23 protein-coding genes and 10 tRNA genes are annotated in these 26,988 nt (G+C 40.5%); 12 read left to right on the forward strand and 21 right to left on the reverse strand.

Features of this window, described 5'->3' with window-relative positions; translation table 11 throughout:
• Window positions 1-162: 162 nt before the first annotated feature.
• Complete coding sequence (rpoN, locus tag V6R21_RS23740) at window positions 163-1,623, forward strand: RNA polymerase factor sigma-54 (protein WP_334246025.1); 1,461 nt, start codon at window positions 163-165, stop codon at window positions 1,621-1,623.
• A 68-nt stretch (window positions 1,624-1,691) separates the two neighbouring features.
• Window positions 1,692-2,339: a hypothetical protein gene (locus V6R21_RS23745; RefSeq protein WP_334246026.1), complete on the forward strand. Its 648-nt coding sequence runs from the start codon at window positions 1,692-1,694 to the stop codon at window positions 2,337-2,339.
• Window positions 2,340-2,433: 94 nt separating this feature from the next.
• Here the strand turns inward: V6R21_RS23745 and V6R21_RS23750 are convergent, their stop codons facing one another.
• Window positions 2,434-2,697: a hypothetical protein gene (locus V6R21_RS23750; RefSeq protein ID WP_334246027.1), complete on the reverse strand. Its 264-nt coding sequence runs from the start codon at window positions 2,695-2,697 to the stop codon at window positions 2,434-2,436.
• Between the two features lie 219 nt (window positions 2,698-2,916).
• Here V6R21_RS23750 and V6R21_RS23755 point away from each other — a divergent pair, with 219 nt between their 5' ends.
• Window positions 2,917-3,894 carry a M28 family peptidase gene (locus V6R21_RS23755; protein WP_334246028.1) on the forward strand — a complete coding sequence of 326 codons (978 nt, stop codon included), beginning with the start codon at window positions 2,917-2,919 and terminating at the stop codon, window positions 3,892-3,894.
• Between the two features lie 58 nt (window positions 3,895-3,952).
• On the opposite strand, the gene V6R21_RS23760 is transcribed toward V6R21_RS23755, so the two are convergent.
• The 12 genes from V6R21_RS23760 to V6R21_RS23815 form a co-directional block, all read right to left on the reverse strand.
• Window positions 3,953-4,639 (reverse strand): phosphoadenylyl-sulfate reductase, encoded by a 687-nt coding sequence (locus tag V6R21_RS23760; RefSeq protein ID WP_334246029.1) that lies wholly within the window; start codon window positions 4,637-4,639, stop codon window positions 3,953-3,955.
• A gap of 586 nt (window positions 4,640-5,225) precedes the next feature.
• Entirely contained in the window at window positions 5,226-5,942 is a 717-nt protein-coding gene (gene pepE / locus V6R21_RS23765) for a dipeptidase PepE (protein WP_334246030.1), read from the reverse strand.
• 185 nt (window positions 5,943-6,127) lie between these two features.
• Window positions 6,128-6,200: transfer RNA gene (locus tag V6R21_RS23770), tRNA-Lys, on the reverse strand.
• 51 nt (window positions 6,201-6,251) lie between these two features.
• Window positions 6,252-6,327, reverse strand: a tRNA-Lys gene (locus V6R21_RS23775).
• Between the two features lie 49 nt (window positions 6,328-6,376).
• Window positions 6,377-6,461 (reverse strand) — tRNA-Leu (locus V6R21_RS23780).
• Between the two features lie 35 nt (window positions 6,462-6,496).
• A tRNA-Lys gene (locus tag V6R21_RS23785) sits at window positions 6,497-6,572 on the reverse strand.
• A gap of 48 nt (window positions 6,573-6,620) precedes the next feature.
• A tRNA-Leu gene (locus tag V6R21_RS23790) sits at window positions 6,621-6,705 on the reverse strand.
• A 37-nt stretch (window positions 6,706-6,742) separates the two neighbouring features.
• A tRNA-Lys gene (locus tag V6R21_RS23795) sits at window positions 6,743-6,815 on the reverse strand.
• 49 nt (window positions 6,816-6,864) lie between these two features.
• Window positions 6,865-6,949 (reverse strand) — tRNA-Leu (locus tag V6R21_RS23800).
• Between the two features lie 35 nt (window positions 6,950-6,984).
• Window positions 6,985-7,060 (reverse strand) — tRNA-Lys (locus V6R21_RS23805).
• 104 nt (window positions 7,061-7,164) lie between these two features.
• Window positions 7,165-7,248 (reverse strand) — tRNA-Leu (locus tag V6R21_RS23810).
• Window positions 7,249-7,329: 81 nt separating this feature from the next.
• Window positions 7,330-7,402: transfer RNA gene (locus V6R21_RS23815), tRNA-Lys, on the reverse strand.
• Between the two features lie 107 nt (window positions 7,403-7,509).
• Between V6R21_RS23815 and V6R21_RS23820 the strand changes: the two genes are divergently transcribed.
• Entirely contained in the window at window positions 7,510-8,247 is a 738-nt protein-coding gene (locus tag V6R21_RS23820; RefSeq protein WP_334246031.1) for a hypothetical protein, read from the forward strand.
• A gap of 127 nt (window positions 8,248-8,374) precedes the next feature.
• Here the strand turns inward: V6R21_RS23820 and asnS are convergent, their stop codons facing one another.
• The 4 genes from asnS to V6R21_RS23840 form a co-directional block, all read right to left on the reverse strand.
• A complete protein-coding gene (gene asnS / locus V6R21_RS23825; RefSeq protein ID WP_334246032.1) occupies window positions 8,375-9,805 on the reverse strand; it encodes an asparagine--tRNA ligase in 1,431 nt (476 codons plus the stop codon).
• A gap of 223 nt (window positions 9,806-10,028) precedes the next feature.
• Entirely contained in the window at window positions 10,029-10,757 is a 729-nt protein-coding gene (locus tag V6R21_RS23830) for a hypothetical protein (RefSeq protein ID WP_334246033.1), read from the reverse strand.
• A gap of 496 nt (window positions 10,758-11,253) precedes the next feature.
• A complete protein-coding gene (locus tag V6R21_RS23835; RefSeq protein WP_334246034.1) occupies window positions 11,254-12,867 on the reverse strand; it encodes an aminopeptidase P family protein in 1,614 nt (537 codons plus the stop codon).
• A gap of 96 nt (window positions 12,868-12,963) precedes the next feature.
• Window positions 12,964-14,508, reverse strand: a complete 1,545-nt coding sequence (locus tag V6R21_RS23840) for an acyl-CoA carboxylase subunit beta (protein WP_334247601.1) — start codon at window positions 14,506-14,508, stop codon at window positions 12,964-12,966.
• 326 nt (window positions 14,509-14,834) lie between these two features.
• Between V6R21_RS23840 and V6R21_RS23845 the strand changes: the two genes are divergently transcribed.
• The 8 genes from V6R21_RS23845 to V6R21_RS23880 all read left to right on the forward strand — a co-directional run bounded on the left by V6R21_RS23845 (window position 14,835) and on the right by V6R21_RS23880 (window position 21,873).
• Window positions 14,835-15,323: an FKBP-type peptidyl-prolyl cis-trans isomerase gene (locus V6R21_RS23845; RefSeq protein ID WP_334246035.1), complete on the forward strand. Its 489-nt coding sequence runs from the start codon at window positions 14,835-14,837 to the stop codon at window positions 15,321-15,323.
• 27 nt (window positions 15,324-15,350) lie between these two features.
• A complete protein-coding gene (locus tag V6R21_RS23850; RefSeq protein WP_334246036.1) occupies window positions 15,351-15,869 on the forward strand; it encodes an FKBP-type peptidyl-prolyl cis-trans isomerase in 519 nt (172 codons plus the stop codon).
• A gap of 132 nt (window positions 15,870-16,001) precedes the next feature.
• A complete protein-coding gene (locus tag V6R21_RS23855; protein ID WP_334246037.1) occupies window positions 16,002-17,429 on the forward strand; it encodes a pyridoxal phosphate-dependent decarboxylase family protein in 1,428 nt (475 codons plus the stop codon).
• A 148-nt stretch (window positions 17,430-17,577) separates the two neighbouring features.
• Window positions 17,578-19,236: a dipeptidyl-peptidase 3 family protein gene (locus tag V6R21_RS23860; protein ID WP_334246038.1), complete on the forward strand. Its 1,659-nt coding sequence runs from the start codon at window positions 17,578-17,580 to the stop codon at window positions 19,234-19,236.
• 185 nt (window positions 19,237-19,421) lie between these two features.
• Window positions 19,422-20,159, forward strand: coding sequence for a hypothetical protein (locus V6R21_RS23865; protein WP_334246039.1), 738 nt, complete (start codon window positions 19,422-19,424; stop codon window positions 20,157-20,159).
• A 23-nt stretch (window positions 20,160-20,182) separates the two neighbouring features.
• A complete protein-coding gene (locus tag V6R21_RS23870) occupies window positions 20,183-20,890 on the forward strand; it encodes a hypothetical protein (protein ID WP_334246040.1) in 708 nt (235 codons plus the stop codon).
• Between the two features lie 148 nt (window positions 20,891-21,038).
• Complete coding sequence (locus V6R21_RS23875; protein WP_334246041.1) at window positions 21,039-21,269, forward strand: hypothetical protein; 231 nt, start codon at window positions 21,039-21,041, stop codon at window positions 21,267-21,269.
• Between the two features lie 124 nt (window positions 21,270-21,393).
• On the forward strand, window positions 21,394-21,873 hold the full coding sequence (locus tag V6R21_RS23880) for a DUF4293 domain-containing protein (RefSeq protein ID WP_334246042.1): 480 nt from the start codon (window positions 21,394-21,396) through the stop codon (window positions 21,871-21,873).
• Window positions 21,874-21,935: 62 nt separating this feature from the next.
• Here V6R21_RS23880 and folB read toward each other — a convergent pair whose 3' ends face one another.
• The 4 genes from folB to V6R21_RS23900 form a co-directional block, all read right to left on the reverse strand.
• Window positions 21,936-22,292: a dihydroneopterin aldolase gene (gene folB, locus V6R21_RS23885; protein ID WP_334246043.1), complete on the reverse strand. Its 357-nt coding sequence runs from the start codon at window positions 22,290-22,292 to the stop codon at window positions 21,936-21,938.
• Window positions 22,293-22,326: 34 nt separating this feature from the next.
• Window positions 22,327-23,466 carry a hybrid sensor histidine kinase/response regulator gene (locus tag V6R21_RS23890; protein ID WP_334246044.1) on the reverse strand — a complete coding sequence of 380 codons (1,140 nt, stop codon included), beginning with the start codon at window positions 23,464-23,466 and terminating at the stop codon, window positions 22,327-22,329.
• Between the two features lie 52 nt (window positions 23,467-23,518).
• Window positions 23,519-23,941, reverse strand: coding sequence for a response regulator (locus V6R21_RS23895; protein WP_334246045.1), 423 nt, complete (start codon window positions 23,939-23,941; stop codon window positions 23,519-23,521).
• A 90-nt stretch (window positions 23,942-24,031) separates the two neighbouring features.
• On the reverse strand, window positions 24,032-26,962 hold the full coding sequence (locus tag V6R21_RS23900; RefSeq protein WP_334246046.1) for a PAS domain S-box protein: 2,931 nt from the start codon (window positions 26,960-26,962) through the stop codon (window positions 24,032-24,034).
• Window positions 26,963-26,988 lie beyond the last annotated feature (26 nt).

Genomic DNA, 26,988 nt, shown 5'->3' on the forward strand with positions numbered 1-26,988 from the left:
ATCTCTGATAATAAATATCCTCTAAAAATCTTCTTACCCTAAAAAAACAGTAAGAAGATGCGGGGAAAAATAAAATAGCAAGGGTCTAGTCAGAAGCTCATTATTGAATAGTTACAATACTGCTTCAAAACCCCCGCATTAACCTAAACAGATTAAAGGACTATGCAAAAACTGAACCTTACACAAGGGCTACAACAGAAGCTCTCGCCTCAACAGATCCAGTTTATCAAACTGTTGCAAATACCTACAGTAGAACTGGCTTCTAGAATTGAGGAAGAGCTTGAAATAAACCCTGCATTGGAAGAAGGTCGTGATGATGAATTGGAAAGACCCACCAATGAAGAGGAAAGCATGGATTCCGAGTATGATGATATGCCTGAAAGTCATGAAGAGGATATCAGCTTGGACGATTATGTAAATGATGACGAGGTTTTTGGATATAAAATGCAAGGTGACGGTCCGTCTGTCGAAGAAGAACGAGAAATGCCGATCCCAATGGTGCAGTCACTGACTGACCAGCTAGTGGATCAGTTGGGCTTTCTTCAGTTAGACGATCGTCAGCACATTATAGGCATGCAACTGATTGGCAGCATTGATAATGACGGCTACATCCGAAGGGACCTTGAAGCCATTGTCAATGATTTAGCCTTTTCACTTAACATTGAAACGGATGTCGATGAGTTGGATGAGCTCCTTAAGCGCATTCAGCACTCTTTTGACCCTCCTGGTATTGCTGCTCGTGACTTACAGGAGTGTCTGGAACTGCAACTATTAAGGAAGGACAATAACGATCCTGAAATCGTCAACGCACGCAAAGTAGTTGTTCTCTGCTTTGAAGAATTCAAAAAGAAGCATTACAAAAAGATCCAGAAAAAACTTGGTTTAAATGATGATGATCTGCGAGAGGCGATCAATCATATTATCAAGCTTAACCCAAAGCCTGGTGGATTTACAAGTACTTACGCCAGAGTTCAGTACTTGACACCTGACTTTATCATACGAGAGATCAATGGAGCTCTTCAGGTCACACTGAACGCCAAAAATGCTCCTGAACTGAGAGTCAGCCGCTCATATGCGGAAATGATCGATACTTACGAGAAAAGCAAGAAGAAAGATAAAAGCATTAAACAAACCGTTAGGTTCGTTAAACAGAAACTTGATGCAGCCAAATGGTTTATTGATGCGATCAAACAGAGACAGGAAACACTTCTCAAAACGATGAATGCTATCGTTGAGCATCAATATGATTTCTTTATTACAGGTGATGAAGGCAAACTGAAGCCTATGATCCTGAAAGATATCGCACAAAGAATTGGTATGGATATCTCAACGGTTTCCAGAGTTGCAAACAGTAAGGCTGTACAGACTGATTTTGGCATCTATCCTTTGAAGTATTTCTTCTCTGAAAGTATCACAACAGAAAGTGGTGAGGATGTCAGCAGTAAAGAAGTCAAACATGTACTGAAGACAATCATTGACGGTGAGGACAAAGCCAAGCCACTTTCAGATGACAAACTGGAAAAACTACTGAAGATCAAAGGGTATAATATTGCCCGAAGGACTGTTGCTAAATATCGAGAGCAACTGAACATACCAGTAGCCAGACTACGAAAAGAACTTTAATATACCTGTATAGCACAGACCGTTTCTTTTACCGGAAACGGTCTGTGTGCTTAATGGACAAGCTCAATATGACTAAAAGAATTGCACATTGGTTCTCCATCCTTACCCATCCACTATTTGTGCCACTGGCCATGGGCTTTATTCTGGTCTTTGCCTCACAGGGTGGCATGTGGCTTCCAATCAAAGGAAAACTAATGCTGATGGCATTGATTGCTATTTTCTCGGTGGTATTCCCTAGTGGTTGGATTTTTATGCTACACAGGTTTGGATTCGTCCACTCCCTCTATATGGAACAACGGGAAGAACGAACACTACCTCTCTTGGTCATGTTATTAAGTTCAGCATTACTGACATTCATGCTTTTCGTTAAGCTGAAAATAAGCTTTATGATTTCAACCAGCTTTTTGAGCATTACAGTCCTTTTGCTGTTAGCCAATATCATGAATGCTTACCACAAAATAAGTTTGCATGCTTTAGGCTTAGGAGGGCTATTGGGAATTCTGTTGGCTATCAGAAAAGTACAGGAATCAGGAACTGAATCCCTTAGTTGGTGGATTATTCTGACAACACTCCTTTTAGGAGCTTGTATGACCTCACGACTTATCCTAAAGGCACATAACCAACAAGAAGTATATGGAGGCGCTGTCATAGGAATCATTGGTGGATACTTGGCCAGTATTTTTGGTTGGTGGCTAGTAAACAACCTAATTATATAAAATATAGAAGGCATAAAGAATTGAGCTCTTTATGCCTTTTTTTAAATACAAAACGGACAGTAGCCTTTACACTAATGTCCGTATGGATGATTGATCAGTTTTGTTCAGCAACAGCCTTATCCAATGATTCAACCAATGTTTTCGCTACTGCACGTGGTTTATCCTTTCTGATTTCCTTAAGGATTTGTGATGCTTCTGCACCTTTCTCATACAAACCTTCCGGGTTTCCATCGTGCTTGTAGCTACCTAGTACCCATTCCAGGTCTGCTACAATTTTGGCATACTCGCCTTCTTTGTTCAATTTACTCAGCTTGTCACGCGCTGCATCACAAGCTTTCTCGATTTTAAGTGGGTTCATAACAGATAACATAGAGTTATTGGATTTTGAAAATGGTAATTGAATTATTCGGATTTAGTTAGTTAACCAATACAAATATATAAGTATTTTGCAATTACACACCACTAATCAGTTAAAAATCAATACGTTATAAATCAATATAATACAATACAACCTTATAATAATTATAAAATGTCTGAATAATTCAGTTGTAATTATTGTATAACGCTAAATACTGAAATGACCGCGATCCTCTCACTGCTATTTGCTTTCATCATTTTCCTACTGTTTTTAAGCCTTACAATTGTTTGGCTTACACGCCCCGTCTTCTTTATAGACAAAGACTCTGTGAGTATTTCCTCAGAGGAAGAGAAGTTAAAGGAGCATGTCCATTTCTTATGTAATACCCCTGCTCCACGCAATTACCAGCACCCTACCTCAATGCAATTGGTGGTACAATATATTCAAGATAAGTTTTCAGAATATGGCTACCAAATCATCAAACAGCAATATGAAGCTGATGGGATGTATTACTCAAATGTCATCGCATTTTATGGAAATGAAGGAAGTGAGGAGAGGGTTGTTATTGGCGCTCACTATGATGTATTCGGGGATTATCCGGGAGCAGATGACAATGCGAGCGGCATAGCTGGGTTACTTGAAATTGCCAGATTACTGCAAAAGTATCAGCCCAAGCTTCCATACGCAATTGAGCTTGTCGCTTACGCCAATGAGGAACGGCCTTTCTTCAAAACCGATAAAATGGGAAGTGCTATACATGCTCAAAGCCTTCTTCAGGAAGACACTTCTATCAAAGTAATGGTCTGCCTTGAAATGATCGGCTATTTCTCGGACGAAATTAACTCCCAAGGGTACCCACTTCCTTTTATGGACTTACTATATCCTAACAGAGGGAATTATATCAGTCTGGTAGGGAGTTTTGGTAACCATATGACCATAGGGCAATTTAAGTCCAGAATGAAAGAAGCCAGTTCTCTCCCAGTGTATTCCATCAATGCTCCAACAGGTATCAAAGGGCTCGATTCCTCAGATCACCGAAACTATTGGGATGTTGGGTACAATGCCATCATGGTTACGAACACCTCCTACTACCGAAACCCTAACTACCATACAGCTGACGATACTCCAGACACTTTAGACTATGAAAGAATGAAGCACACCGTAGATGGCGTTTATTGGGCAGTAATCAACCTATAACAAAAAAGCGAAACCTGTCAAGGTTTCGCTTTTATCTATATTATCTTTCAAGTCTAGATTACTTTTCTACCAATGTAGTATGTAATCCACACTCTGTTTTTCCTGAATTTGCCCATCGTCCTGAGCGGTCATCTGACCATACCGGATTGGATGGATCAGCCTTAGCTGTACATGGTAAACAGCCAATACTGAAATAGCCTTCTCTTACCAGTGGGTGCATTGGCAGTTTATATTTATTGATGTATGAGAATACCATTTTAGAATCCCATTCCAAGATTGGGTGGTAACGCAACACTCCGTGCTTGGCAGTACCTTCTTTTCCCATACCTGCACGGTTTGCAGTCTGTGAACGCCTTACTCCGTTGATCCAAACGTCATTGTTTTGCAGCACATATTCTAAAGGTTGTACCTTGTTGATATGGCAACATTTTTCAGGTTCAGTTTTATACAGTGGTTCTCCATCTTTCCCAACCTGCTCTGCTTTCGGTATTTCTGATTGCAGGTCCACAATATTTAACCCGAACTGCTTCTCAATTTGCTTTCTGTAAGCTACAGTTTCAGGAAAATGGTAGCGCGTATCCAAGAAGTAAATTGGAATTGCATTATCTACCTGACTGATTATGTGGAGTAAAACAATGCTCTGGGGCTGAAAAGAAGAAGTTGAAAAAAGCTTCAAGCCTCTTGCCTTATACTCTTCGATTTGAGTTTTAATCTCCGCTATATATTTATCAAATTCGTAAGTCATGTCTGTTATTTTTCAATTGCGCCCACTTATAAAATTACTTTGGAGCATTCTTTACTTTATCCAAAGTTTATTGCGCAATACCACATAGACGGATAATTCAACACAATAAACCTATCGGCTTACTAGAGTTTGGAAGCACAAGTAAAAACTATTACCAATAAAATACAATCTTAATATCTTAATTATTGAAAAAAGTTTCCTGCAGGTTTATAATTATTCAAAGCTATCAAAAACTAGCTGCTCAGAAATAAACAACTCGAAGAAGCCAATTGTTCATTAAACTATCAAAAAAATACAGAATTCAATTACTGCTTCCTCTACTGGTTGTAAACATATTGTCACCTTGATCACTTGGCAGCCTAAAGATAAGGAAAGCCATCCTCTACATTCTCTATTCTTTCCACACTAGCCTCAGTTCCTTGCCTGATCAGGTCTCATTCCAAAGTTTTTCTTCTACTTCAGTTCCCACATCCCATAAGACTACCTGCACTGTGCTATTTCCTTCTAAAGGAAAGTCATATAATGGAATAAAAAAAAGCCGTACAGCTTTAGACTGTACGGCTTTTGGTATTACATAAACCCTTTCCTATAATTGAAGGAGGAATGAAAAATCATCCTCAGGACTCAACTCATAAGGAACTTTTCCTTTTTCAAATATTCTCGCACTCAGAGGTCCTTCTAAACTAACCTGATCTCCCTGTACATGCAACCAACTCCCTTCACGTAAACCTACCACAGGCTGTGTATTGAAGTGATGAAACTCTCCTATTCGTGTTTCCCTAGTCTCTCCCATATGCTTGGAGTCAGGCTGTGGGTCCAAATAGTGAGGATTCAAGTTAAATGGCACAAGCTGCAGTGCATCAAAACTTGGTGGATATACAATCGGCATATCATTGGTTGTACTGATTGTAAGTCCTGTGATATTTGAACCTGCACTTGTTCCCATGTAAGGCATACCATCAGCTACTCTCTCTCGAATCACTTCTACCAAATCATTCTCATAAAGCTGGTTCAACAGTACAAAAGTATTTCCACCTCCTGTAAATACACCTTCCGCAGTTTTCAGCGCTTCCTTTGGGTTGGTAAACTCATGAAGCCCTTTTACCTCAAAACCTAACTGGTTAAATTTATCCTTAGCCCTTGCTGTATATTCCTCATGAGTGATTCCTCCCGGTCTTGCATAAGGTATAAAAATGATCTCCTTCTTACCTGCGAAAAACGCTTTAATGGCCTCTTCACAATAAGACAGATACTCCTGCCCATAAACTGTGGATGTACTGACAATTAATAGATTTCTTGACATGAATGTATATACTTATGTTTCCTGTTGTAAATCCTTATAGTAAGGCAAACTTATTACAATGATCAGTCAAAAGGAAGTGAAGACAGCAATGATGTGATTTGTGGAATTGCTATAAATGAAAAAAGGTTGACCATTGGTCAACCTTTCAGGAGTGAGAATTTTTCACGTACCCACTAAGGAACTCGTGATCCCGCTGGGGCTCGAACCCAGGACCCTCTCCTTAAAAGGGAGATGCTCTACCAACTGAGCTACGGAATCTTAACCAACCATTTTACTGATCGGTTATAAAGACTTGCAGTTTTCACTGCTTGGTGATCCCGCTGGGGCTCGAACCCAGGACCCTCTCCTTAAAAGGGAGATGCTCTACCAACTGAGCTACGGAATCATGTTATTTTTTTAGTGGCTCAAAAACTCAAACATTTAGTTGAAGTTTTTGGTGCCCAGAAGAGGACTCGAACCTCCACGACCGAAGTCACTGCCACCTGAAGACAGCGTGTCTACCAATTTCACCATCTGGGCAACTTTTCAATCTTTACTGCAACCTTTTGTTGCTTTGGTGATCCCGCTGGGGCTCGAACCCAGGACCCTCTCCTTAAAAGGGAGATGCTCTACCAACTGAGCTACGGAATCATGTTATTTTTTAGTGGCTCAAAAACTCAAACGTCATGTTGGAGCTTTTGGTGCCCAGGAGAGGACTCGAACCTCCACGACCGAAGTCACTGCCACCTGAAGACAGCGTGTCTACCAATTTCACCACCTGGGCAGCTATTCAATCGCTAAGCAACCTTTTGTTACTTTAGTGATCCCGCTGGGGCTCGAACCCAGGACCCTCTCCTTAAAAGGGAGATGCTCTACCAACTGAGCTACGGAATCGTGTTATTTTTTTAGTGGCTCAAAAACTCAAACATCTAGTTGAAGCTTTTGGTGCCCAGAAGAGGACTCGAACCTCCACGACCGAAGCCACTGCCACCTGAAGACAGCGTGTCTACCAATTTCACCATCTGGGCAACTTTTCAATCTTTGTAGCAACCTTTTGTTGCTTTGGTGATCCCGCTGGGGCTCGAACCCAGGACCCTCTCCTTAAAAGGGAGATGCTCTACCAACTGAGCTACGGAATCAGTTTCGACAAAAAAAATTAGTGAATTAAGTCAACCCTTATCTACCTTTAGCAATGGTCAGGTTAAGTGTTGTGGGTCTTTCTTAATTACTAATTTGGGTATAGTGCTCACGATTGGATTCGAACCAACACGACCGTAAGGTCACCACCCCCTCAAGATGGCGTGTCTACCAATTTCACCACGTGAGCCTGTCTTTTTGTGATTTCGGAGTGCGAATTACTGATTTAAATTTTTAAATTCCAAATCAACGTCGCATTTTTTTATTTTTGTGATCCCGCTGGGGCTCGAACCCAGGACCCTCTCCTTAAAAGGGAGATGCTCTACCAACTGAGCTACGGAATCATAAAATTTTATAAATAAAAGAACGATTTCTTTTTTCTATTTAATTTTGAAACACTCACGTGTTTCGCTCATTTTGCGAGTGCAAAACTAATAGAAAGATATACGCTATGCAAAACATTTTAAAGATTTCCGGAGCATTGCTCTGTTTTTTACTGATACTCAATGGGAAAGTTTCTCATGCACAAAACAACGAAACATTACTAGGTTCTGCAGACTCACTTTTTGAATCAGGAAAATACACAAGTGCCCTAAAAGAATATAACCTCTTATTAGACAAGAAAAAGATTTATACTCCTCAGATGTTGCTTAGGATGGCGTATATCCATGAAGCTGATGGAGACTATACAGAAGCACTGTACTTCTTGAACATGTATTATGGGCATACAGCTGACAGAAGAGTCATGCAAAAAATGTCTGATATTGCCAATAAGCATCAATTAAGCGGGTATAAGTTCACAGACTATGAGTATTTCGGTAGTGTGTTTCATAGAAACTACATGCTCTTTATGGTGATAGGTAGTATAATTGGGGTCGCTTTGTTAGCCCTTGTTTTCTACAAAAAACATAAGGGGGAACCTTACCTTCCTGCGGCAATTTCATTGGCTTTACTTATGGTAGTCTTCTTGTGGTTATTCAACTTTGGGTTCAATGATCAGAAGGCCATTGTCCGTACCGAGCATGCTTTTGTCGCTGATGCACCATCTGCAGGAGCCAAGAGATTATACAAGCTTGAAAAAGGAGAAAGAGTTGATATCAAAGCAGTTAATGACATCTGGTACAAGGTAAGTCCATCTAATGATAAAGAAGTTTTTGTAAGAAAAAACAATCTTATTGTAGTGGAATAAAACTTATTATTATCAAGTTTTGACTTCTTAACTTGATAGGAAAAAAGTCATACAACCATATAAATATAAAAAAACACCCCAACGTATTCAGAACGTTGGGGTGTTTACTTTTATAAGATAATTCTTATTAAAACTCTGCATTTTTTGGTGTTCTAGGGAATGGAATTACATCACGGATGTTACCCATACCTGACACAAACTGAACAATACGCTCAAAGCCCAAACCGTAGCCACTATGTGGCGCTGTACCGAACTTTCTTAAGTCAAGGTACCACCACAGCTCAGATTCAGGAATATCCATCTCAGCCATACGCTGCTGAAGCTTACTGAAGCTCTCTTCACGCTGCGCACCACCAATAATCTCACCAATACCTGGGAAAAGGATATCCATTGCTCTTACTGTCTTTCCGTCATCGTTTTGCTTCATATAGAAAGCCTTGATGTCTTTAGGGTAGTCTGTAATGATGACTGGCTTCTTGAAGTGTTTCTCAACAAGGAAACGTTCGTGCTCAGAACCCAGGTCAATTCCCCACTCTACAGGCACTTTAAATTGTTTCTTCTTGTGAGGCTTCGAGTTCTCAAGGATTTCAATTGCCTTTGTATAAGTGATACGCTCAAAGCTGTTATCTACCACAAACTTCAGACGCTCAACCAATCCCATCTCCCAACGTTCTTTCTGAGGCTTACTCTTTTCCTCATCAGCAGCACGTTTATCCAAGAATTCCATATCCTCAGGATAATTCTCCAAAACGTAGTTGATCAGGAACTTCACCATTTCCTCAGCAAGATCCATATTGTCTTCCAGATCATAAAAAGCCATTTCAGGCTCAATCATCCAGAACTCCGCCAAGTGACGTGTAGTGTTCGAGTTTTCTGCACGGAATGTAGGGCCAAAAGTATAAACCTCACCCATTGACATCGCACCAACTTCAGCCTCCAACTGACCTGACACTGTCAGGTTAGTCTCCTTACCAAAGAAGTCCTCAGCATAGTTCACCTTGCCTTCCTCTGTTTTTGGAGGGTTTACAGGATCCAATGTTGTTACACGGAATGTTTCGCCAGCACCTTCAGCATCAGAGCCTGTCACGATTGGCGTATGCATATAATAAAAGCCCTTATCATTAAAGAACTTGTGTACAGCAAAAGCCAATGCATGTCTTAAGCGATATACTGCACTAATTGTATTGGTACGTGGTCTTAAGTGCGCATTCTCCCTCAGAAACTCCATTGAGTGTTTCTTTGGTTGAAGTGGGTACTCCTCTGGATGCGAATCACCTAGAATTTCAAGTTGTTCAACCTGCAATTCAATACGCTGACCTTTGCCCATAGACTCGGCTACCACACCAACAACTGAAATTGCAGCACTTGTCGTTACTCTTCTCAGCAACTCTTCAGGCATATTTTCAAAATCAACTACTGCCTGCAGATTATTGATGGTCGAACCATCATTTATAGCAATAAACCTATTACTTCTGAATGTTCTTACCCAACCTTTTACAATTACCTTCTGTCCTGGTTCGCCACTTGCGAGCAGCTCCTTGATCTTAATTCTTCTCACCTTTGTAGCATTTAAATTTATATACTCGTCGCCGATGATGCCCTCTTACTCATTTTGAATAATAAGAAAATCAATGTGCATTCGGCAACCCACAAAAGCAATACCCCTCAAACACTAATGTTTGAGGGGCAGCTCTGATCTATACAAAAAAAACAAGTTTCTTAGATTTTGGCAAAAATAATCCAATTAAATGACTGAATCTTTTTAAAATTTTTCAAAAAGCTCAATTACTGTTGATTAGAATGCCATATGAGAATCGGGAAAGAAGGGGCGTATCCAACAAAAAACCGTTCAGTTCCTGCCAAGTCAGCATAACTTCCTTAGTTTCTGTTTCTTTTCCTTTTTGAGAAAAACCATCCAATACAAAGGTTACCCCTTTATCACTCAAGCAAAATGAGCTTAGGACGTGTTCTTTGTTAAACTTACGTACATCCGTTTTTTCAGTCAGTAACTCGATTACCTGTTTGTTTGCATCCAAGTGTTCATTGAATACATCTTCCAGATTAATCAAGCGTTGGGTTTTCATATCATAATTATACGTCAACACAAGTTTTCGCACCCCCTTGTAACCATTATAGAAGGTGTTCTTGAAAAACTGAATACTTAGTATATCGTTTTTCTGATAAACCACTTTATAATCCAGTTCCAAATAACTCAACCCCGCATCATGCTCTTTCGAAAGCCGTTTGAGATTCGCTCTAAAGTCATTGATGGCTAGTGCCATTATGCTTTGAAGCCCCAGATTTACATGGTGAGACACCTCAGGTCTTGGGTATCGCACCAGTGGATAGCTAATATCCATCTGGTAATGTAGAGAAGCATTGTGTTTATTGAAAAACTGCCTTTCCACAATTATTTCCGTTCTCAACAGCTCTCTGTTATTAGGTTCAGACCAAAGCGGCGAAATTCCTAAGGACGTAATTTGTAATAAAATGACCAGAAGGTTTTTCATCACTTTTTTAGCTGCTTTTAGTTTTGATAGCTATTTGCATTACCAATTTCACTTTAAAAGTGAATTTTATTTAGCATGCTGTGAATACTGTATTATTCCTTCAAGAGGAACTTTCAATCAAAATAACCGCGACAATAAATGCTTAATTTTTACTCTTTTATTGTTAATAGATTAACTTCATTCCCAAATATTTATTATGCGGTTTATTTATAATTTTCAATATTTTCTGTTATAAAGCAAATTATTTTCACCTCAACTTATTGTTTATTTACATTTGCACTTTTCGAAGCCTCCTCAACATAACAAAGCCCTATACCTCAACCAGATACATCAAAGTGGTTTTATCTCCTATTTCATTGGTTTGGTTATCTAACTATACATTTAGACAAAATAGTATACAGGACTGGCGAGCCTGTATGTTTCATTGCGTTTTAAAAGCAAAAAGCCGACTCCCATATGGAAGTCGGCCTCTATAGTAAAACTTAAAACCTGTTGATTAGTCTACTGTAGGCAACACAAAATCATCAAGTGGGCTTTCTTCTTTCATCAGCTTTTCGATCTCCTGCCATTGTCTTGGTGCATCTCCAGAAAGGTTTACAGGATCTTTTTCTGTGATCAGGATATCATCTTCAATACGAACAGCAATACCCCACCATTTAGGATCACACTTACTGTTTTCAGGAATATAAATACCCGGCTCAACCGTGATCACCATATTCGGCATCATTGAACCGTAGTTTCCTTTATCGTGAACATCAAGTCCTATATGGTGAGAAACACCATGAGGCAAATATGCCTTAATACCCTCGCCCTCTTCAATAATACCTAGCTTTAGGAGACCTTCTTCAATTACCTTGGCACATGCCACATAGGTAGCCGAGAAATCATTTCCTTTTCTACAAGCTTCAATCCCTGCTTCCTGAGCTTTGTAAACAAGGTCATAAATAGCTTTCTGCTCAGGAGAAAACTCACCATTTACAGGAACCGTACGTGTCACATCTGCTGTATAGCCTCTGTACTGCGCACCCAAGTCCATCAGGATCAGTTCTCCATCTTCTGTATTGCTTTTATTGTTTGCAATGTAGTGCAAAACACAACCGTTATGTCCAGCTCCTACAATTGAAGCGTACCCTATATCTTCAGCGTTGTACTTTTTGAAAACAAACTCATGGATACCTTGAATCTCACGTTCAGACATACCTGGTTTGATAGCCTTCATAACTTCGCGCTGACCTACTGCTGAAACCTTCACTGCTTTTGTAAGCAAGACCATCTCTTCCGCTGTTTTCACTTCTCTCAGAGAGCCCATGATTTCATGAAGCTTAGTCAGGTTGATATTTGTAGAAGGAATCTTGGAAGCTACTGACAGTTTACCCTCCGGTGTATCTGCTTTTACAAAATCCACCAATACAGGGTTTAGCTTCAGTAATGGTTTGCTGCTCATCTCCCTACCGATCACCTTTGATACATTGGCACTGCTTTCTACATCTGCTGTTTCTATCAAAGTGTAAAGCTTCTCCGAATACTCATTCAGGAATTTTGGATAATGAGCCTTGTCTTTAAACTGCTCGATCAAACTGAACAAATCTCCCTGATCATGAGGATTATCACGAACATCATCCTTAAATCCATATAGTAACACCTGATTGAACTGCCCGAAATCTACTCCAAAACCTTCAAAAGCAAGGTTAGGGAATACATTGTCCATTCCAAGACGCTCCTTGACACGTTCTACACCAAGACGTTCACCGTTCCACAGCTCACTTCTTTCGTCTCGTGGCTGTACAAAAAACAGCTCATTGTATTTAGCGCCATCAGGCATTTCAATTGGCTCTGAAAATACCAACAAAACACTATTTGGCTCACGGTAACCCGTCAGGTAAAACAGGTCTGGGTCTGGGTGGTAAACGTAATCAACGTCATTGGCACGGTTCCTTACCGCATTAGCAAAAAATACTGCAACAGAATTGTCCGGCAATTTCTTTCTCAACTCCTCTCTGCGTTCTTTATGGAATTCAGAAGAAAGGTAGTCTGTCGGTTCGTTACGGTACTGTGCTGTTGCCAGTAATGGAAACAACAGCATAAAAAATACAATCAGATTCTTTTTCATGGTATCCGGTTTTCCGCCCTTAAGCGGCAGGTTTATAGTTAAGTAAAAAACAAAATCAAAGACACTAGATGTTCATCAGTCTTCCAAAACCAAACGTTACAATGGTAGGTTACTGTGCTTCTTCTTCGGCATCTGATCTACTTTATTTTCCAGCATTTCAAATGCTGAAATCAGCCTTTCCCTTGTTTGCTCAGGACGAATCACTTCATCAATGAAACCTCTGTATGCTGCCCTGTAAGGATTGGCAAAGGTTTCAGTGTATTCATCCACTTTCTCTTGCAATTTAGCATCAGAATCCTCTGCAGCCTGAATTTCTTTTCTAAAAATAATTTCCGAAGCTCCCTTAGCACCCATTACAGCAATCTCGGCAGAAGGCCAAGCAAAATTCATGTCTGCACCAATGTGTTTAGAGTTCATCACATCGTATGCTCCTCCGTAAGCTTTTCTAGTAATTACAGTTACTCTCGGTACGGTAGCCTCACAGAATGCATAAAGCAGTTTTGCTCCTTCCGATATAATGCCATTCCATTCCTGATCTGTTCCTGGCAAGAAGCCCGGTACATCTTCAAATACCAATAGCGGCACATTAAAGGCATCACAGAACCTTACAAATCGGGCTGCTTTCTTGCTTGCCTTGATATCCAACACTCCTGCCAATACAGCTGGCTGGTTACCGACAATACCAATGCTTCTTCCACCAATACGGGCAAAGCCTACTACTATATTTTCAGCATAATCCTTATGCACTTCAAAGAAACTGTCTTCGTCAACTGTTTCCTTGATGATATCTCTCATGTCATATGGCTGGTTTGGGTTGTCAGGCACAATATTCATGAGACCTTCTCTCACTTCACTGCCTTGCCCCTCATAAGGATATACTGGAGCAGTATCTTCACAATTCTGAGGAATATAACTCAGCAGCTGACGGATGTTATTGATACATACCACTTCATTGGCACAAGAGAAATGTGTCACACCACTCTTTGTGCTATGTGTACTTGCACCTCCTAGTTCTTCTGCAGTTACCTCTTCATGTGTCACTGTCTTGACCACGTTAGGACCAGTAACAAACATATATGACGTATTTTCTACCATCATGATAAAGTCCGTAATGGCAGGAGAATAAACCGCTCCACCTGCACAAGGTCCCATAATCGCCGAAATTTGAGGAACTACTCCTGAAGCCTTTGTATTACGATAGAAGATATCCGCATAACCACCCAAAGATTTCACCCCTTCCTGAATACGAGCTCCTCCCGAATCATTCAGTCCAATAACAGGAGCTCCATTTTTCATGGCCAAGTCCATGATCTTACAAATCTTCTCTGCATGTGATTCTGAAAGCGAACCTCCGAAAACTGTAAAATCCTGCGAAAACACATAAGTTAACCTACCATTTACCTTCCCGTATCCTGTCACCACACCATCACCAAGGTAATGTTCCTGATCCAACCCAAAGGCTGTTTCACGGTGACGAACAAACTTGCCTATCTCATGGAAAGTCCCTTCATCCACCAAGAGTTCAATTCGCTCACGTGCTGTCAGTTTTCCTTTCTTATGCTGAGCTGCAACTCGCTTCTCACCTCCTCCTTGTTCTGCTATTCGGTTAAGTTCTTCAAGTTTTTGTAATTTCTTTTCCATCTGGGTTTCCGTTTTAGCCGCTACAGCTTCTTCGTCTAAAGTATTATTCAATGTGTTGTTGTTCATGTTCGTTTGTGTTGTAAGTTGGTTGTATTAGAATGGTTTATTCTGCGATCAGGTTTTTACGCTTTTCGCTTTGATATGCCAATTAGCTTTACAAATTACTTCAATCCAAATTATTAACCAATATACACAACATCCCATTGGGGTTACCATGCATATTCAGTAACTTTGCAGATTAAATAATGTGTTAAAGAAACACATCCCAATGGCTTTATGATTACCATCAATAATCATCAGCCTGATAATGACAGACAACTACATAAATGAAAGCAGAAAAAGATAAAGTAGTCGTAATCACTTACGACCTGACAGAAGGAAATGCTGATGGAGAAATGATTCAGCTTGTTGACAGCAACGAACCATTTGAATTCCTTTTCGGTCACCACAATGTATTGCCACAGTTTGAAGAAGAACTTGGCGGCAAAGAGGTTGGTTATAAGTTCAGTTTTGGCATCAAGGCTGATGATGCTTACGGTGAAAGAGAAGCAGGAGCTGTAGTTGAGTTGGAAAAAGCCGTTTTCAATATTGAAGGTGAAGCTATGCAGGAAGACCTATTACAAGCTGGTAATGTACTTCCTATGGTAGGTCCTGAAGGAATGCCTATGGACGGTGTAATTCTGGAAGTAAAAGATACAACTGTTGTAATGGACTTCAACCATCCTTTGGCTGGCATTGATCTGCACTTTGAAGGTGAAATCATTGATATCAGAGAAGCTACTTCTGAAGAAATTAGCAACGAGGGGATTTTCTAAGCAATAAGGATTCAGATATCTTTAACTATGAAAGCAGATAACAACAAAGTAGTATCAGTACTTTATACCTTATATGAAAATAATGTGGATGGTCGCTTTTTGGAGAAAACTCCTGAAGAAGATCCATTCAGCTTTATATTCGGAACAGGTGGTGTTTTACAAGAGTTTGAAAACAACTTGAAAGGTAAAAAGGCTGGAGATAAATTCGAGTTCGTAATCCAATCTGAAGATGCTTACGGTCCTGTTGACCCTAATATGAGTAAAGTTGAGATTGAAAAATCCATCTTTGGTCTGTCTGATGAGGAAGAAATGGAGGCCATGTTCCAAGTGGGGCACGTATTGCCAATGCTGGATCAGGACGGTTTCCAATGGGATGGCAAAATCATCAAGGTCAAGAAGAACACCTTGATTATGGACTTGAACCACGAATACGCTGGCATGAACCTTTACTTCAAAGGTGAGGTGATTGGCGTTCGTGAAGCTACTCGAGAAGAACTCGACTACGGGGAAGATGGCGAAGACAATATCGAAATCGTATCCAAATAAATAGAAAGAACCATATAAAGAGCCGGACGGGAAACTGTTCGGCTTTTTTTGTTTCCATTTTTATTAAATCAGACTTCCCTCTACATTTAGTCACTGTTTTGTATTAGCAAACTACTAAACTCAAATACATTTATGATGGACATTCAAGCTTTCAGAAAAAATGCGCACCAGATGGTCGACTGGATGGCGGACTACTTTGAACAGATTGAGCAGTATCCTGTCAAGTCTCAGGTAAAGCCCAACGACATCTATCAACTGCTTCCGGAAACTGCTCCAGAACAGGCTGAAGATTTTCAAGCAATCTTTTCTGACTTTCAGAAGACAATTTTACAAGGTATCACCCACTGGCAGAGTCCGAACTTTTTTGCCTACTTCCCAGCCAACAGCAGCTACCCTTCTGTACTCGCCGAAATGTTGACTGCAACAATGGGCGCTCAGTGTATGATATGGGAAACTTCTCCAGCTGCAGCCGAATTGGAAGAGAGAATGATGGAATGGCTCAAAGAAATGATGGGCTTACCTAACGAGTTTGTAGGCGTAATACAGGACACAGCCTCTACAGCAACACTCTGTGCCATACTGTCTGCCCGTGAAAAAGCTTCAGGCTTCACTATCAATCACACTGGTTTTACAGGAAAGGAGCAGTTTCGTGTTTACTGTTCCTCCCAAACGCACTCTTCCATTGACAAGGCTGTCAGGATTGCAGGATTGGGTTCTGACCACCTCAGAAAAATTGAGGTCGATGAGCACTTTGCCATGAAAGCTGACAAGCTTCAAGCTGCCATCATTGAAGATATTGCCAATGGCTTTACGCCACTTTGTGTAGTAGCGGCAACCGGCACCACAAGCTCTACAGCAATGGATCCGATAAAAATGATTGGGGAGGTCTGTCAACAACACAATGTGTGGCTTCACGTAGACGCAGCCTATGCGGGTACAGCAGCCATCTTACCCGAAAAACGTTGGATACTGGATGGGTTGGAATTGGCAGACTCTTATGTATTCAACCCACATAAATGGATGTTTACCAACTTCGATTGCACAGCTTATTATGTTAAGGACAAAGGAGCGCTTATTCGAACTTTTGAAATTCTTCCTGAATACTTAAAGACTAAAAATGACCATACCGTTAATAACTACCGTGATTGGGGTGTGCAATTAGGACGAAGGTTTAGAGCACTCAAACTATGGTTTGTGATCAGAAGCTTTGGCGTTGAGGGTATTCGAAACCGACTTCGTGACCATCTTTCATATGCAACGTATTTTGAACAGGAGATCAAGCAGCGTTTTGAGGTCGAGATAATGACCCCTACTCACCTCAACCTTGTTTGCTTCAGGTTCAAGCCAACAGGTCTGTCGGAAGATGCCCTTGAGAAGTACAACCAAGGTATATTGGATAATATTAACAAGTCAGGAAAGGCATATCTCACACATACCAAACTTGATGGAAAATACACTATCAGAGCTGTATTTGGACAAACGTATCTTCAAAAAAAGCACGTTTCTGCACTGATTTCGCTGCTTGAAGAAGTAAACACAGAACATACGCTAAAACGTTAATTTTCAATCATTAACAACAAAAAATGCATTTATATAAAATTCCTTACATACAAGTGCATCTACATATGTTCTAAATAACAATACACACTTGGAGATCTTGGTATTTTACAATACTTTCATCCCATATTTAAATTAAAACAATATATTCATGAAGACTTCGCACTTTCTCATAGCTGCCACAGCTTGTGGTATGTTAATGACCGGATGTGGAAAAACAACTGAAAAAAAGGAAAGTCAAGAACAGACTGACAGTAAAACAGACAAAGGTACTGAGCTGATGAGCAACTACACATCGTTCAAGCTTACTACTGACCTCAGTCACTTGTCAGAAGATCAAAAAAGCATGGTAGGGCTTCTGATTGAAGCATCTCAGATTATGGATGACTTGTTCTGGAAACAAGCTTATCCAGGAGACAAAACCAAGCTGCTAAACGGCATTCAGGACGCAAACCTGAAATCCTATGCACAGATCAATTATGGTCCTTGGGACAGAATCAACAATAATGAGCCTTTCATCAACGGTGTAGGCGAAAAACCAAAAACTGCCAACTTCTATCCTACCAATATTACCAAGGAAGAATTTGAGGCACTAGACAATAATGAAAAGACTAGCCTTTATACAGTTCTCAGAAGAGATGAACAGGGTAAACTGAAGGTTATCCCTTACTCTGAAGCTTATAAAGATGAGCTGAGCAAAGCTGCCTCATTACTGGAAGAAGCTGCCAAGCTTGCCAAAGACGAAGGTTTCAAGCAATACCTGACATTAAGAGCTGAGGCCCTGATGAGTAATGACTATTACAATTCAGACATTGCGTGGATGGATATGAAGGACAATATGATTGACCTTGTATATGGTCCTATTGAAAACTATGAAGACAAGCTTTATGGTTACAAAGCGTCCTTTGAAGCATATGTCTTGATTAAAGACATGGAGTGGTCTGAAAAGTTGGCAAAATATGCTCAGTTTTTACCTGAACTCCAAGAGGGATTACCAGTGCCTGACAACTACAAACAGGAAAAGCCTGGTACTGACTCGCAACTGAATGCCTATGATGTAGTCTTCTATGCAGGGGACTGTAATGCGGGTTCTAAAACAATTGCGATCAACCTGCCAAATGATGAAAGGGTTCAACTGAAAAAAGGATCTCGCCGCCTGCAACTGAAAAATGCAATGCGTGCCAAGTTTGACAAGATCCTGGTACCTATCTCAGATGTACTAATAGATCCTTCACAAAAGCAGCACATTACGTTTGACGCCTTTTTTGCCAATACGATGTTTCACGAAGTGGCACACGGTTTGGGTATAAAAAATACAATTAGCGGAAAAGGTACAGTAAGAGACGCACTGAAAGATACTTATTCTGCTTTGGAAGAAGGCAAGGCAGACATACTGGGCCTTTACATGGTAAAGAAACTCCATGAAAAGGGTGAAATTGATGGTGATATGAAAGATTACTACACCACTTTCATGGCTGGCATCTTCCGTTCGGTAAGGTTTGGTGCTGCTTCAGCACACGGGGCTGCCAACATGATCCGTTTCAACTTCTTCCAATCATACGGTGCTTTTGAGAAAACACCTGAAGGCAAATACAAAGTCAATTATGACAAAATGGAAGAAGCAATGAATGCACTTTCTGAAAAAATCCTGATCCTGCAAGGTGATGGTGACTATGAAGGTGTCAACAAGCTTGTAAGTGAAATGGGAAATATCTCAGCTGATCTGCAAGCTGACTTGAACAAATTAGGCGAAGCTGGCATCCCAGTTGACGTAGTGTTTGAGCAAGGTAAAAGTGCTTTAAATATATAATCTAGCGTAGATCTTTTGTGAATATTAATTCATACGAATTTCACAAAGTCATCGTTTGTTCATTGAGAAGGTCAGGGTAGCCCAGCTGTAATCTGGGCTACTCCTAACCTAATAACTAAACTTCGCTTTTTTAGCTAGCTAACTTAATCCTCAGGAAGGATATTTTTCATGTCAATTTTTATTCGATGAGATTACTCGCTGTTTCTTGGGCAATCGTTTTGTCCACTTTTTTATTAAATACTTCTTTCGGACAGCATCATGAGCTTACAGCTGGTATTGGAAAGTTAAAGCCTATATCTGACTTGTCTTGGACCCACACAGCGGGCACAAGCTATTCAGTATCATATGCCAAACACTTTCCTGATAAGATCAAGTACCACAAAGCAAAAAAGAAAAAGAAGAGAGATGATTACTATGCAAACATCAAAGCCAAATACAGAAACTATTATCTTAAAGGCTTGACTCAGGACTTTTTGGAAAGCGGTTGGTCATTAGATGCCAGCATCACTTATGCCCAGCTGCCGACTATTTCAGACACACTTTATTTTGACTCAGGTGACGGCTATTACAGCATGTCTTTCAGCGATTATGAGTTAATCCAACTAAGTGTTGGTACACGATACAATTACCGTATCAGCTTCGGTTCCATGATATATGGTGGTGCAGATTTGGGTTACTGCTACAACCGTTATACCGCTGATGACAGTAATATCATTCCTCCTTTTGATGGAGGAGTACTTGTATCACCTAAAATTGGACTATCTCATTTTTTCACTTATGCGATTGGGATTCGATTACAGACACAACTTCACATGTACTTCCCTATGACAGGGCTTGACAATGAAGCAGGCCGTTCATACTTCGATCCTACCCAAGGAAAATTCGCACTACAAAACAGTATCAACCTCGTAGTCCGGATTTAATAAACCAAAAACAAGTTAAACCAATGAAAAAAATTGTTTTTGCAGTGAATATCTTAGTCACGCTGCTATCAGCTTGTGCTACAGATACTCCGCTTTTATCTCAGGAAGAGCTGGAAAACAAATTAGGAGGTAAAACGATTGTCAACAAAAACGTCAGCGAAAGCGCCAGCTATCTACCTATCACCACAAATGGTTTCTGGATGTATTCGGTCGAAGGGAACTTCCTTACTTCTACATCTTTGAAAATGCAGTCTACTGGACAGAAAGTCCTGATCGGTGACTATGAGTATGATGAACTGGAGTCTTCTGTATTAGGCGCTGCTTACCATAGAAGTGAAGATGGCAAACATTATGGCATCAACTTCTTGCTGCTTCCCGGTACAACAGGAAGCAACCAGCAACCTGTCCTAATGTTGGATGAAAAACTGGACATAGGGGATTCATGGAGCGTTACTCCTGACAGTACTTCTGCTCAATATTATTCTTACGAATTCTCAATTGAAGACAAAGGGCTTCTGAAGAGTGTAAAGGATAGCTATTACGACAAAGTGATTCAGGTAAAAGTAAAATCAATTATCCATACTTCTAGTAATGGCGACCTTGAAGCTGGAGTTGAAAACCTGTTCTTTGCAAAAGGTGTAGGACTTATTTCGGTAGAAAAAGACTACTCTGAAGCAGGCACCGGCATGATTCAACTGATTGATAACAATATCCTATCTGGCAGTTTCTAGAAACATACAGGTAAAAGACCGTAAAGCCATCAGCATATTTCCAATGCTGGTGGCTTTTTTATTCACTCATTTTTTAGAAAACCTAAAGAATCATCAGGCAGTTACCTAAATAACAAGCATTGACACGAGCAACAAACCATTGACTACTATGAAAGACAAGCAAAAAAGGGAAGAAGTATTTCAGGAATACATCACTCCCACTCCTCATGATGTCAATAAGTTTATGGACAGCTATGAGCAACACAAGAAAAAAGCGTTTGACGGGTACCTGAAAGGTTATGTGAAGTATGACACATCCAAACATGATGATGACCATACCTATTATTGTGACGGATTTAACTACAATCCGCAAAAGCCCAACGACATCAATTACCATTAATTTCCCTTAATTGAGGGCTTGTATGCCACAAAGACTACGAAGTTTGCCTTTGTGGCATACAACTTTCAAGGAACCTTCTTATTTTTGCCCATCGGAAATTCAAATTACATTAAAGCCTTATAAAATGATTCAAAGAGTCCAATCTATCTTTTTGGCGCTAGTAGCCATTTGTATGATCGCTGCGATCTTTATGCCTACATGGCTGAAAGGTACTGTTGAGGGAGACGAATTTATGGTAGTAGCACTGATGGACGCAACTAATCTGACGATCTTCAACAATGGAGAGAAGGTTGGCAGCACTAGCACTTACTATATTGCGATCATCTCTGGTCTTGCTGCAATTATAGCATTCGCATCACTTTTCAGCTTCAAAAACCGTATGACACAGGTAAAATTCAACCTGCTTAATACGTTACTTATTGGTGGCGTGATGATGATCAACATTTACTTCTACTACTATTACCCTGAAACTCAGGAAGCATTAAAAACGAAGTGGGGTGTTGGTTTCTTCCTTCCATTTGCAGCTTTACTTTTCAACAACCTAGCTAACAGGTTTATCAAGAAAGACGAGCAATTGGTCAAATCAGTAGACAGACTGAGATAAACCACACTTTCATCCACAAAAAAGGTCAGACAATTTCAAAATTGCCTGACCTTTTTTATGCCTTATTTCTGTCGGTGAATCGTGATGACTGATGCCTTGCAGACTCCACCGATAGGTGGGTTGAATTTTCTGATTACCACTTTGGCTTCCTTTACCAAAGGGTGTATTTCAAAAATATTTTCCACGATACGGTTTCCAATATGTTCCAATAACTTCGACGGGGTTTCCATCTGGTTTTTCACAATCTTGTACAGAGATTCGTAGTTGACTGTTCCCGACAGGTCATCCTGTTCGGCTGCCAGTGAAAAATCTGTACTAACTTCCACGTCCACTCCGTATTTGTTCCCTATCTTCCTTTCTTCTTCATAGAAGCCGTGGTAGGCAAAAAACTCCATCCCTTCCAATGCAATCTTATCCATGCTATTGTATGCTTATTCTCTTAAAAGTAAAAGTCTAACCTCTTTGTGCCTCTCCTGCGAGCGGCAACGTAAACCAAAAAACAGTTCCCCTGCCAGTTGCATTTGGCTCTGCGCCTATTTTCCCCCTCATCGCTACTACCTGTTGCTTAACGACACTCAGCTGAAACTCCTCCATCAGTTCCTGATCAGTTGCCTGCGTAGAAACAGGGTTATAATTACCCATAAAGTCCAATATCTCGTCCATATTGTAGGCTAAACCTTTAGCATCCAAAGTGATCTTCAATACTTTATTCTCCTCTACAGCACCAATCACAATCCGACTATTGGCAGCCAATTGTCTCAAGATAAACTCAAGCAAACGAGTCAGGACATTGTGAAGAAATTTCTTGTCAAAAGTTACAGTTGGCAATACTTTACTGTACTGGATATCCAAGATGATATTCTGTTGAATAGCTTCCAGTACAAATGGGTCAATAGCGGCGTTCAGGGTATAATATGGGGTATCAGCCACCAAATTGGTCACCAGTTCCCCTCTATGTACCTGTGTTGTTTCCATAATGGAAAGAATATGGTCCAGCATAGAGTCTGATGAACGCTGTATCTGGTTCAGGTATTGTACCTGCTTATCATCCATCCCTTTTGTATTCAGCAGTACATTGGTAAGCATTGAGATGGTACTTACTGGGTTTTTAAGGTCATGTGCCAACAGACTGACAAAAGCATTGATCTGCTGGTTTTTTTGTTCTACCAGCTCTTTCTCTTCCTTCAAGGCAGTCAGCGCATTCTTCAGCTCCTGATTGATATTGAAGCGTTGGACTGCATAATTACAGACCCGTGAGAAAAGTTCTACTGAAAAGTCTCCTTTGACCAAATAGTCTTGCGCTCCATTCCGGATCGCTTCCAAACCAACCGTCTTGTCGGTATTGCCCGTAAGCACAACTACCGGTAACAGTGGAAATGAGGATTTCAGATCTGCCAATCCTTCAAGGCCATGCGCATCCGGCAAAGACAAATCCAGTAGCAGTAAATCAAAAGAGTATTCTTGTATCGCTTCCTTTGCCTGCTTTAAAGAAGTTACATGTGTTATTTCAAATCCGTCTTCTGAGGCTTTTCTTAACCTGCTCTGCAAAAGTTTGAAGTCAGGTAAGCTATCCTCTATATATAATAGCTTCATTGATTCAGTTCGTTTGTTCATTTCCCAATAGCCTTCACTATTGAGTTACGCATCACTTACAGTTACGGGATTTAAAACTCTCCACACATTTTATTAATTTTTCATATTCCCCCAGACAACAAGGCTTTATCAGGTAGGTATTCGCATTCAGGCTATAAGACTTCTTCATGTCCTGTTCTGACGCTGATGACGTCAACATAATAACAGGTAAGGTCTCAAAACAATTTCTTGACCTGATTTCCTGAAGCACTTCAAAGCCTGACTTTCGAGGCAAGTTAATATCCAACAACACCAAGTCCGGACAAACAGCATCTGTATAAGCACCTCGCTTATTCAGATAGTCCAAAGCTTCTTCGCCATTTCTGACAGTATGCAGCTTGATTTTCAGTCCGTACCGCTCAAATGCTTTTCGGGTAAGTACGATATCTGGATAGTGGTCTTCAACCAGCAGAATATGTACAACCTCATTTTTCATAACAATGCTCCACTATTTTTTTATTTTACTTTTATGAATTGTCCTTACCTAATTACAACCTATATCCTGAGTATATGTTACAATCGACTATTATGCCCATGAGTATGGTGCTGAAATAGCCGCATTATGCCCTTCCAGATGTTTCGGAATGGTAAAACAGAACTTGCTTCCTTTTCCATATTCCGATTCCACCCAAATACGTCCACCGTATTTGTCAATAATCTTCTTGCATATTGCTAACCCAATCCCTGTTCCGGTAAACTCTTCATGCGTATGCAAACGCTGAAAGATAACAAATATACGGTCAAGATGTTTTGCTTCAATACCAATACCATTATCCTGAATACAGAATTGCCATACCCTCGACAATTCTTTGCATGTCACCCTGATATCAGGAGTACGATCCTTATGGCGGTACTTGATGGCGTTACTGATAATATTCTGAAACACTTGCAGTACCATTGTCTCGTTCATCTGCAACACCGGAAGCAGGTCACAGTAAACCATTGTTCCTGTCTCTTCTATGGAAGAATGAAGGTTGTCCAATGCGACCCTGACCGTCTTATTCAGGTCCACTTCCCTAATATCCTCTTCTCCTGTACTGACTCTTGAGAACTGTAGCAAATCATCTATCAGGCTTTTCATCCTGTTTGTTCCCTGTAGGATAAAGTCAATATACTCCTGCCCTTCCTCATCAAGCTGGTCCCTGTATATTTCAGCCAGCAGCTCACTGAAACCACTGATCGTCCTGAGCGGCTCCTGCAAATCATGGGATGCTACATAAGCAAATGTCTGTAACTCCTCATTACTGTTGTACAGCCTTTCAGCGTATTCTTTTAGTTTCTGTTCAGCCTCTTTGGAGTATGTTATATCCGTTATCAACGCAATGTAATTGCTCACCTCTTCCTCATCATCCATCACAGGGTAAAGCTGGATATTACACCAATAAGGTTCACCAGAATACCATCTGAATTTTTTCAGTATAGCTTCTGTCCGTTCCCTATTTTTCAATGCACTTCTCAGCTTATCGATCTCCGTATCGTTGACGCCATCCTTAATAAAATAGGCACACGGATGTCCAAGGGTTTGGGTAGTACTGCTTCCTGTAATTTCCTGAAACCTTGGATTCTGATATACCACAGGAAACCCTTCTTCTGGGCTATTCTCGATAATGATCACCCCATTGCTACTGCTTTCAATGGCTGTCTGGAACTTATGTAACCTTTTTCGGGCTTTCACATGGTGCGTAATATCTCTGGTATTGACAAGTACTCCTTGAATATTAGGCTCATGCAACAGGTTTTGCACGACACTTTCTACAAAAAGATAAACACCTGTAGAGTGAAGCATCCGGTAATCTGTTCGCTTCTTCATACCCGGCACTTCCCTTACTTCCCGCATAACTACTGCTACACGATCCAAATCTTCAGGATGAATAAAGTCTTTCCAGCAACATTTCAGGTGATCAATCGAATACCCCAAAATATGTTCAGCAGAATCACTGATGTAACGGATTTTTCCTCCATCCTCAAAAATGGCTATAATGTCTGACGAGTTCTGGAACATATATTTGAAGCGGGCGTTCTGCTCTTCCTCCTCCTGTAAGGTTCTCAGTATAGACTCTACGATGATCTTACGTAACTCGCCCAAATAATACAGTGTCAGGGTACACCATGGCTGTGAGTGCTCCTTTATTTCTTCACTTTGACCTGTCACTATTCTTCCCTCATCCCCTGCCATTTCAACCAGCCAATTGACATTATATCTGTACTCAGGTCTGAACCATACCAAGTATTGACGTTTCTTGGAAGACAAAGATGCTGATAGTATTCCTCCATAATGTCCTACATCTGGGTAGATCTCATGAATCCTGTCAGTATGATAAATTTCCTCACTTTGATTTTCCTGTAGCCAATCAATCAATAGATGAATATCCTCCTCCTCAGGTACTTTACCGAAACTTTCAAAATGGTTTCCCATATAAAGAACAGCTCCTTCAGCTTCAGCCAACTCCAACAATGCTGACTCTTTCTGTTCCAACCCCTCCAAAAACGATGACTTACTGGAAATTGCTTCTATCAATGTATTCAACAAGTTGCCCTTGTAAGCAGCCTCCTCTTTTTCTTGCATCTCTTCCTGTAAAACAACCTGTGAAGAAAATACCTGACAAAGCAACTCACATGCTTTCCGCTGTTCATAGGAAAGGTAATTACGCTCCTTGTTCAAGCAAACCACCACCCCCCAAGGCTGATTATTCTTCTGTACACTCACCAAAAGCACAGAACTGACGCCCATTTTAGAAAAATATCGCTTTCCAAATGGCAGTACCGCCTGTATAGCCATATCATTTAACACTTCTTCTTCAAGTGCTTTTGAACGAAGTGTCTTAACTCCTACTGAAGGCTGCTTAAAATCTACCACATATCGTACAGGTCTCTGAAAAAGCACATGGGCATCATCTTCTTCAGTATGCCTTAACCACATGGACTCTATCGGGTCCTGCCTGTTACTTCCCCATGCCGCCTTTATTTCTGCATTAAACTCATCGTCAAACCGAAGTAAGTATATCTGATCAAACCCTGTCAGGATATGCATTTCCTTCACCATCTGCTTGAACAGCTCCTGTGGAGACTTTACGGACTGCAACTTGGCAAAAGCCACATTCAGAATAGCGTAAGGGTTCAGTTGTTCAATAAGGTCTTCTTCCGGTTGCCTTTCAAACTCAATCAGTACATTTCCGTTGCTTCGGCTCAGCTGTAAATAAAAAAGGTACAATTTCCCCTCCCTATCAATACTGAACCTTAATGGAGGAATTTGCCCTGGATTATCATGCTTCAGCAAACGGTGAATATACTCCATCCGGGTTTTGTCCATCAGTACTGACAAAGGGTGCCCCAGTAACTCTTTGGAAGCCCTGTAAAAAAATAGTGGAACGTTCTCACTCACTGCCTGAATGATAAAGTCCTTTTCAGAAAAAACCACCAACATACAATGTGGCTGCACCTTTGTTGTCATTAGCATAGTTGTATTCTTTTTTGGCAAAAAAT

Source organism: Limibacter armeniacum, assembly GCF_036880985.1.
In the GTDB taxonomy this organism is placed as follows: Bacteria; Bacteroidota; Bacteroidia; order Cytophagales; family Flammeovirgaceae; genus Limibacter; species Limibacter armeniacum.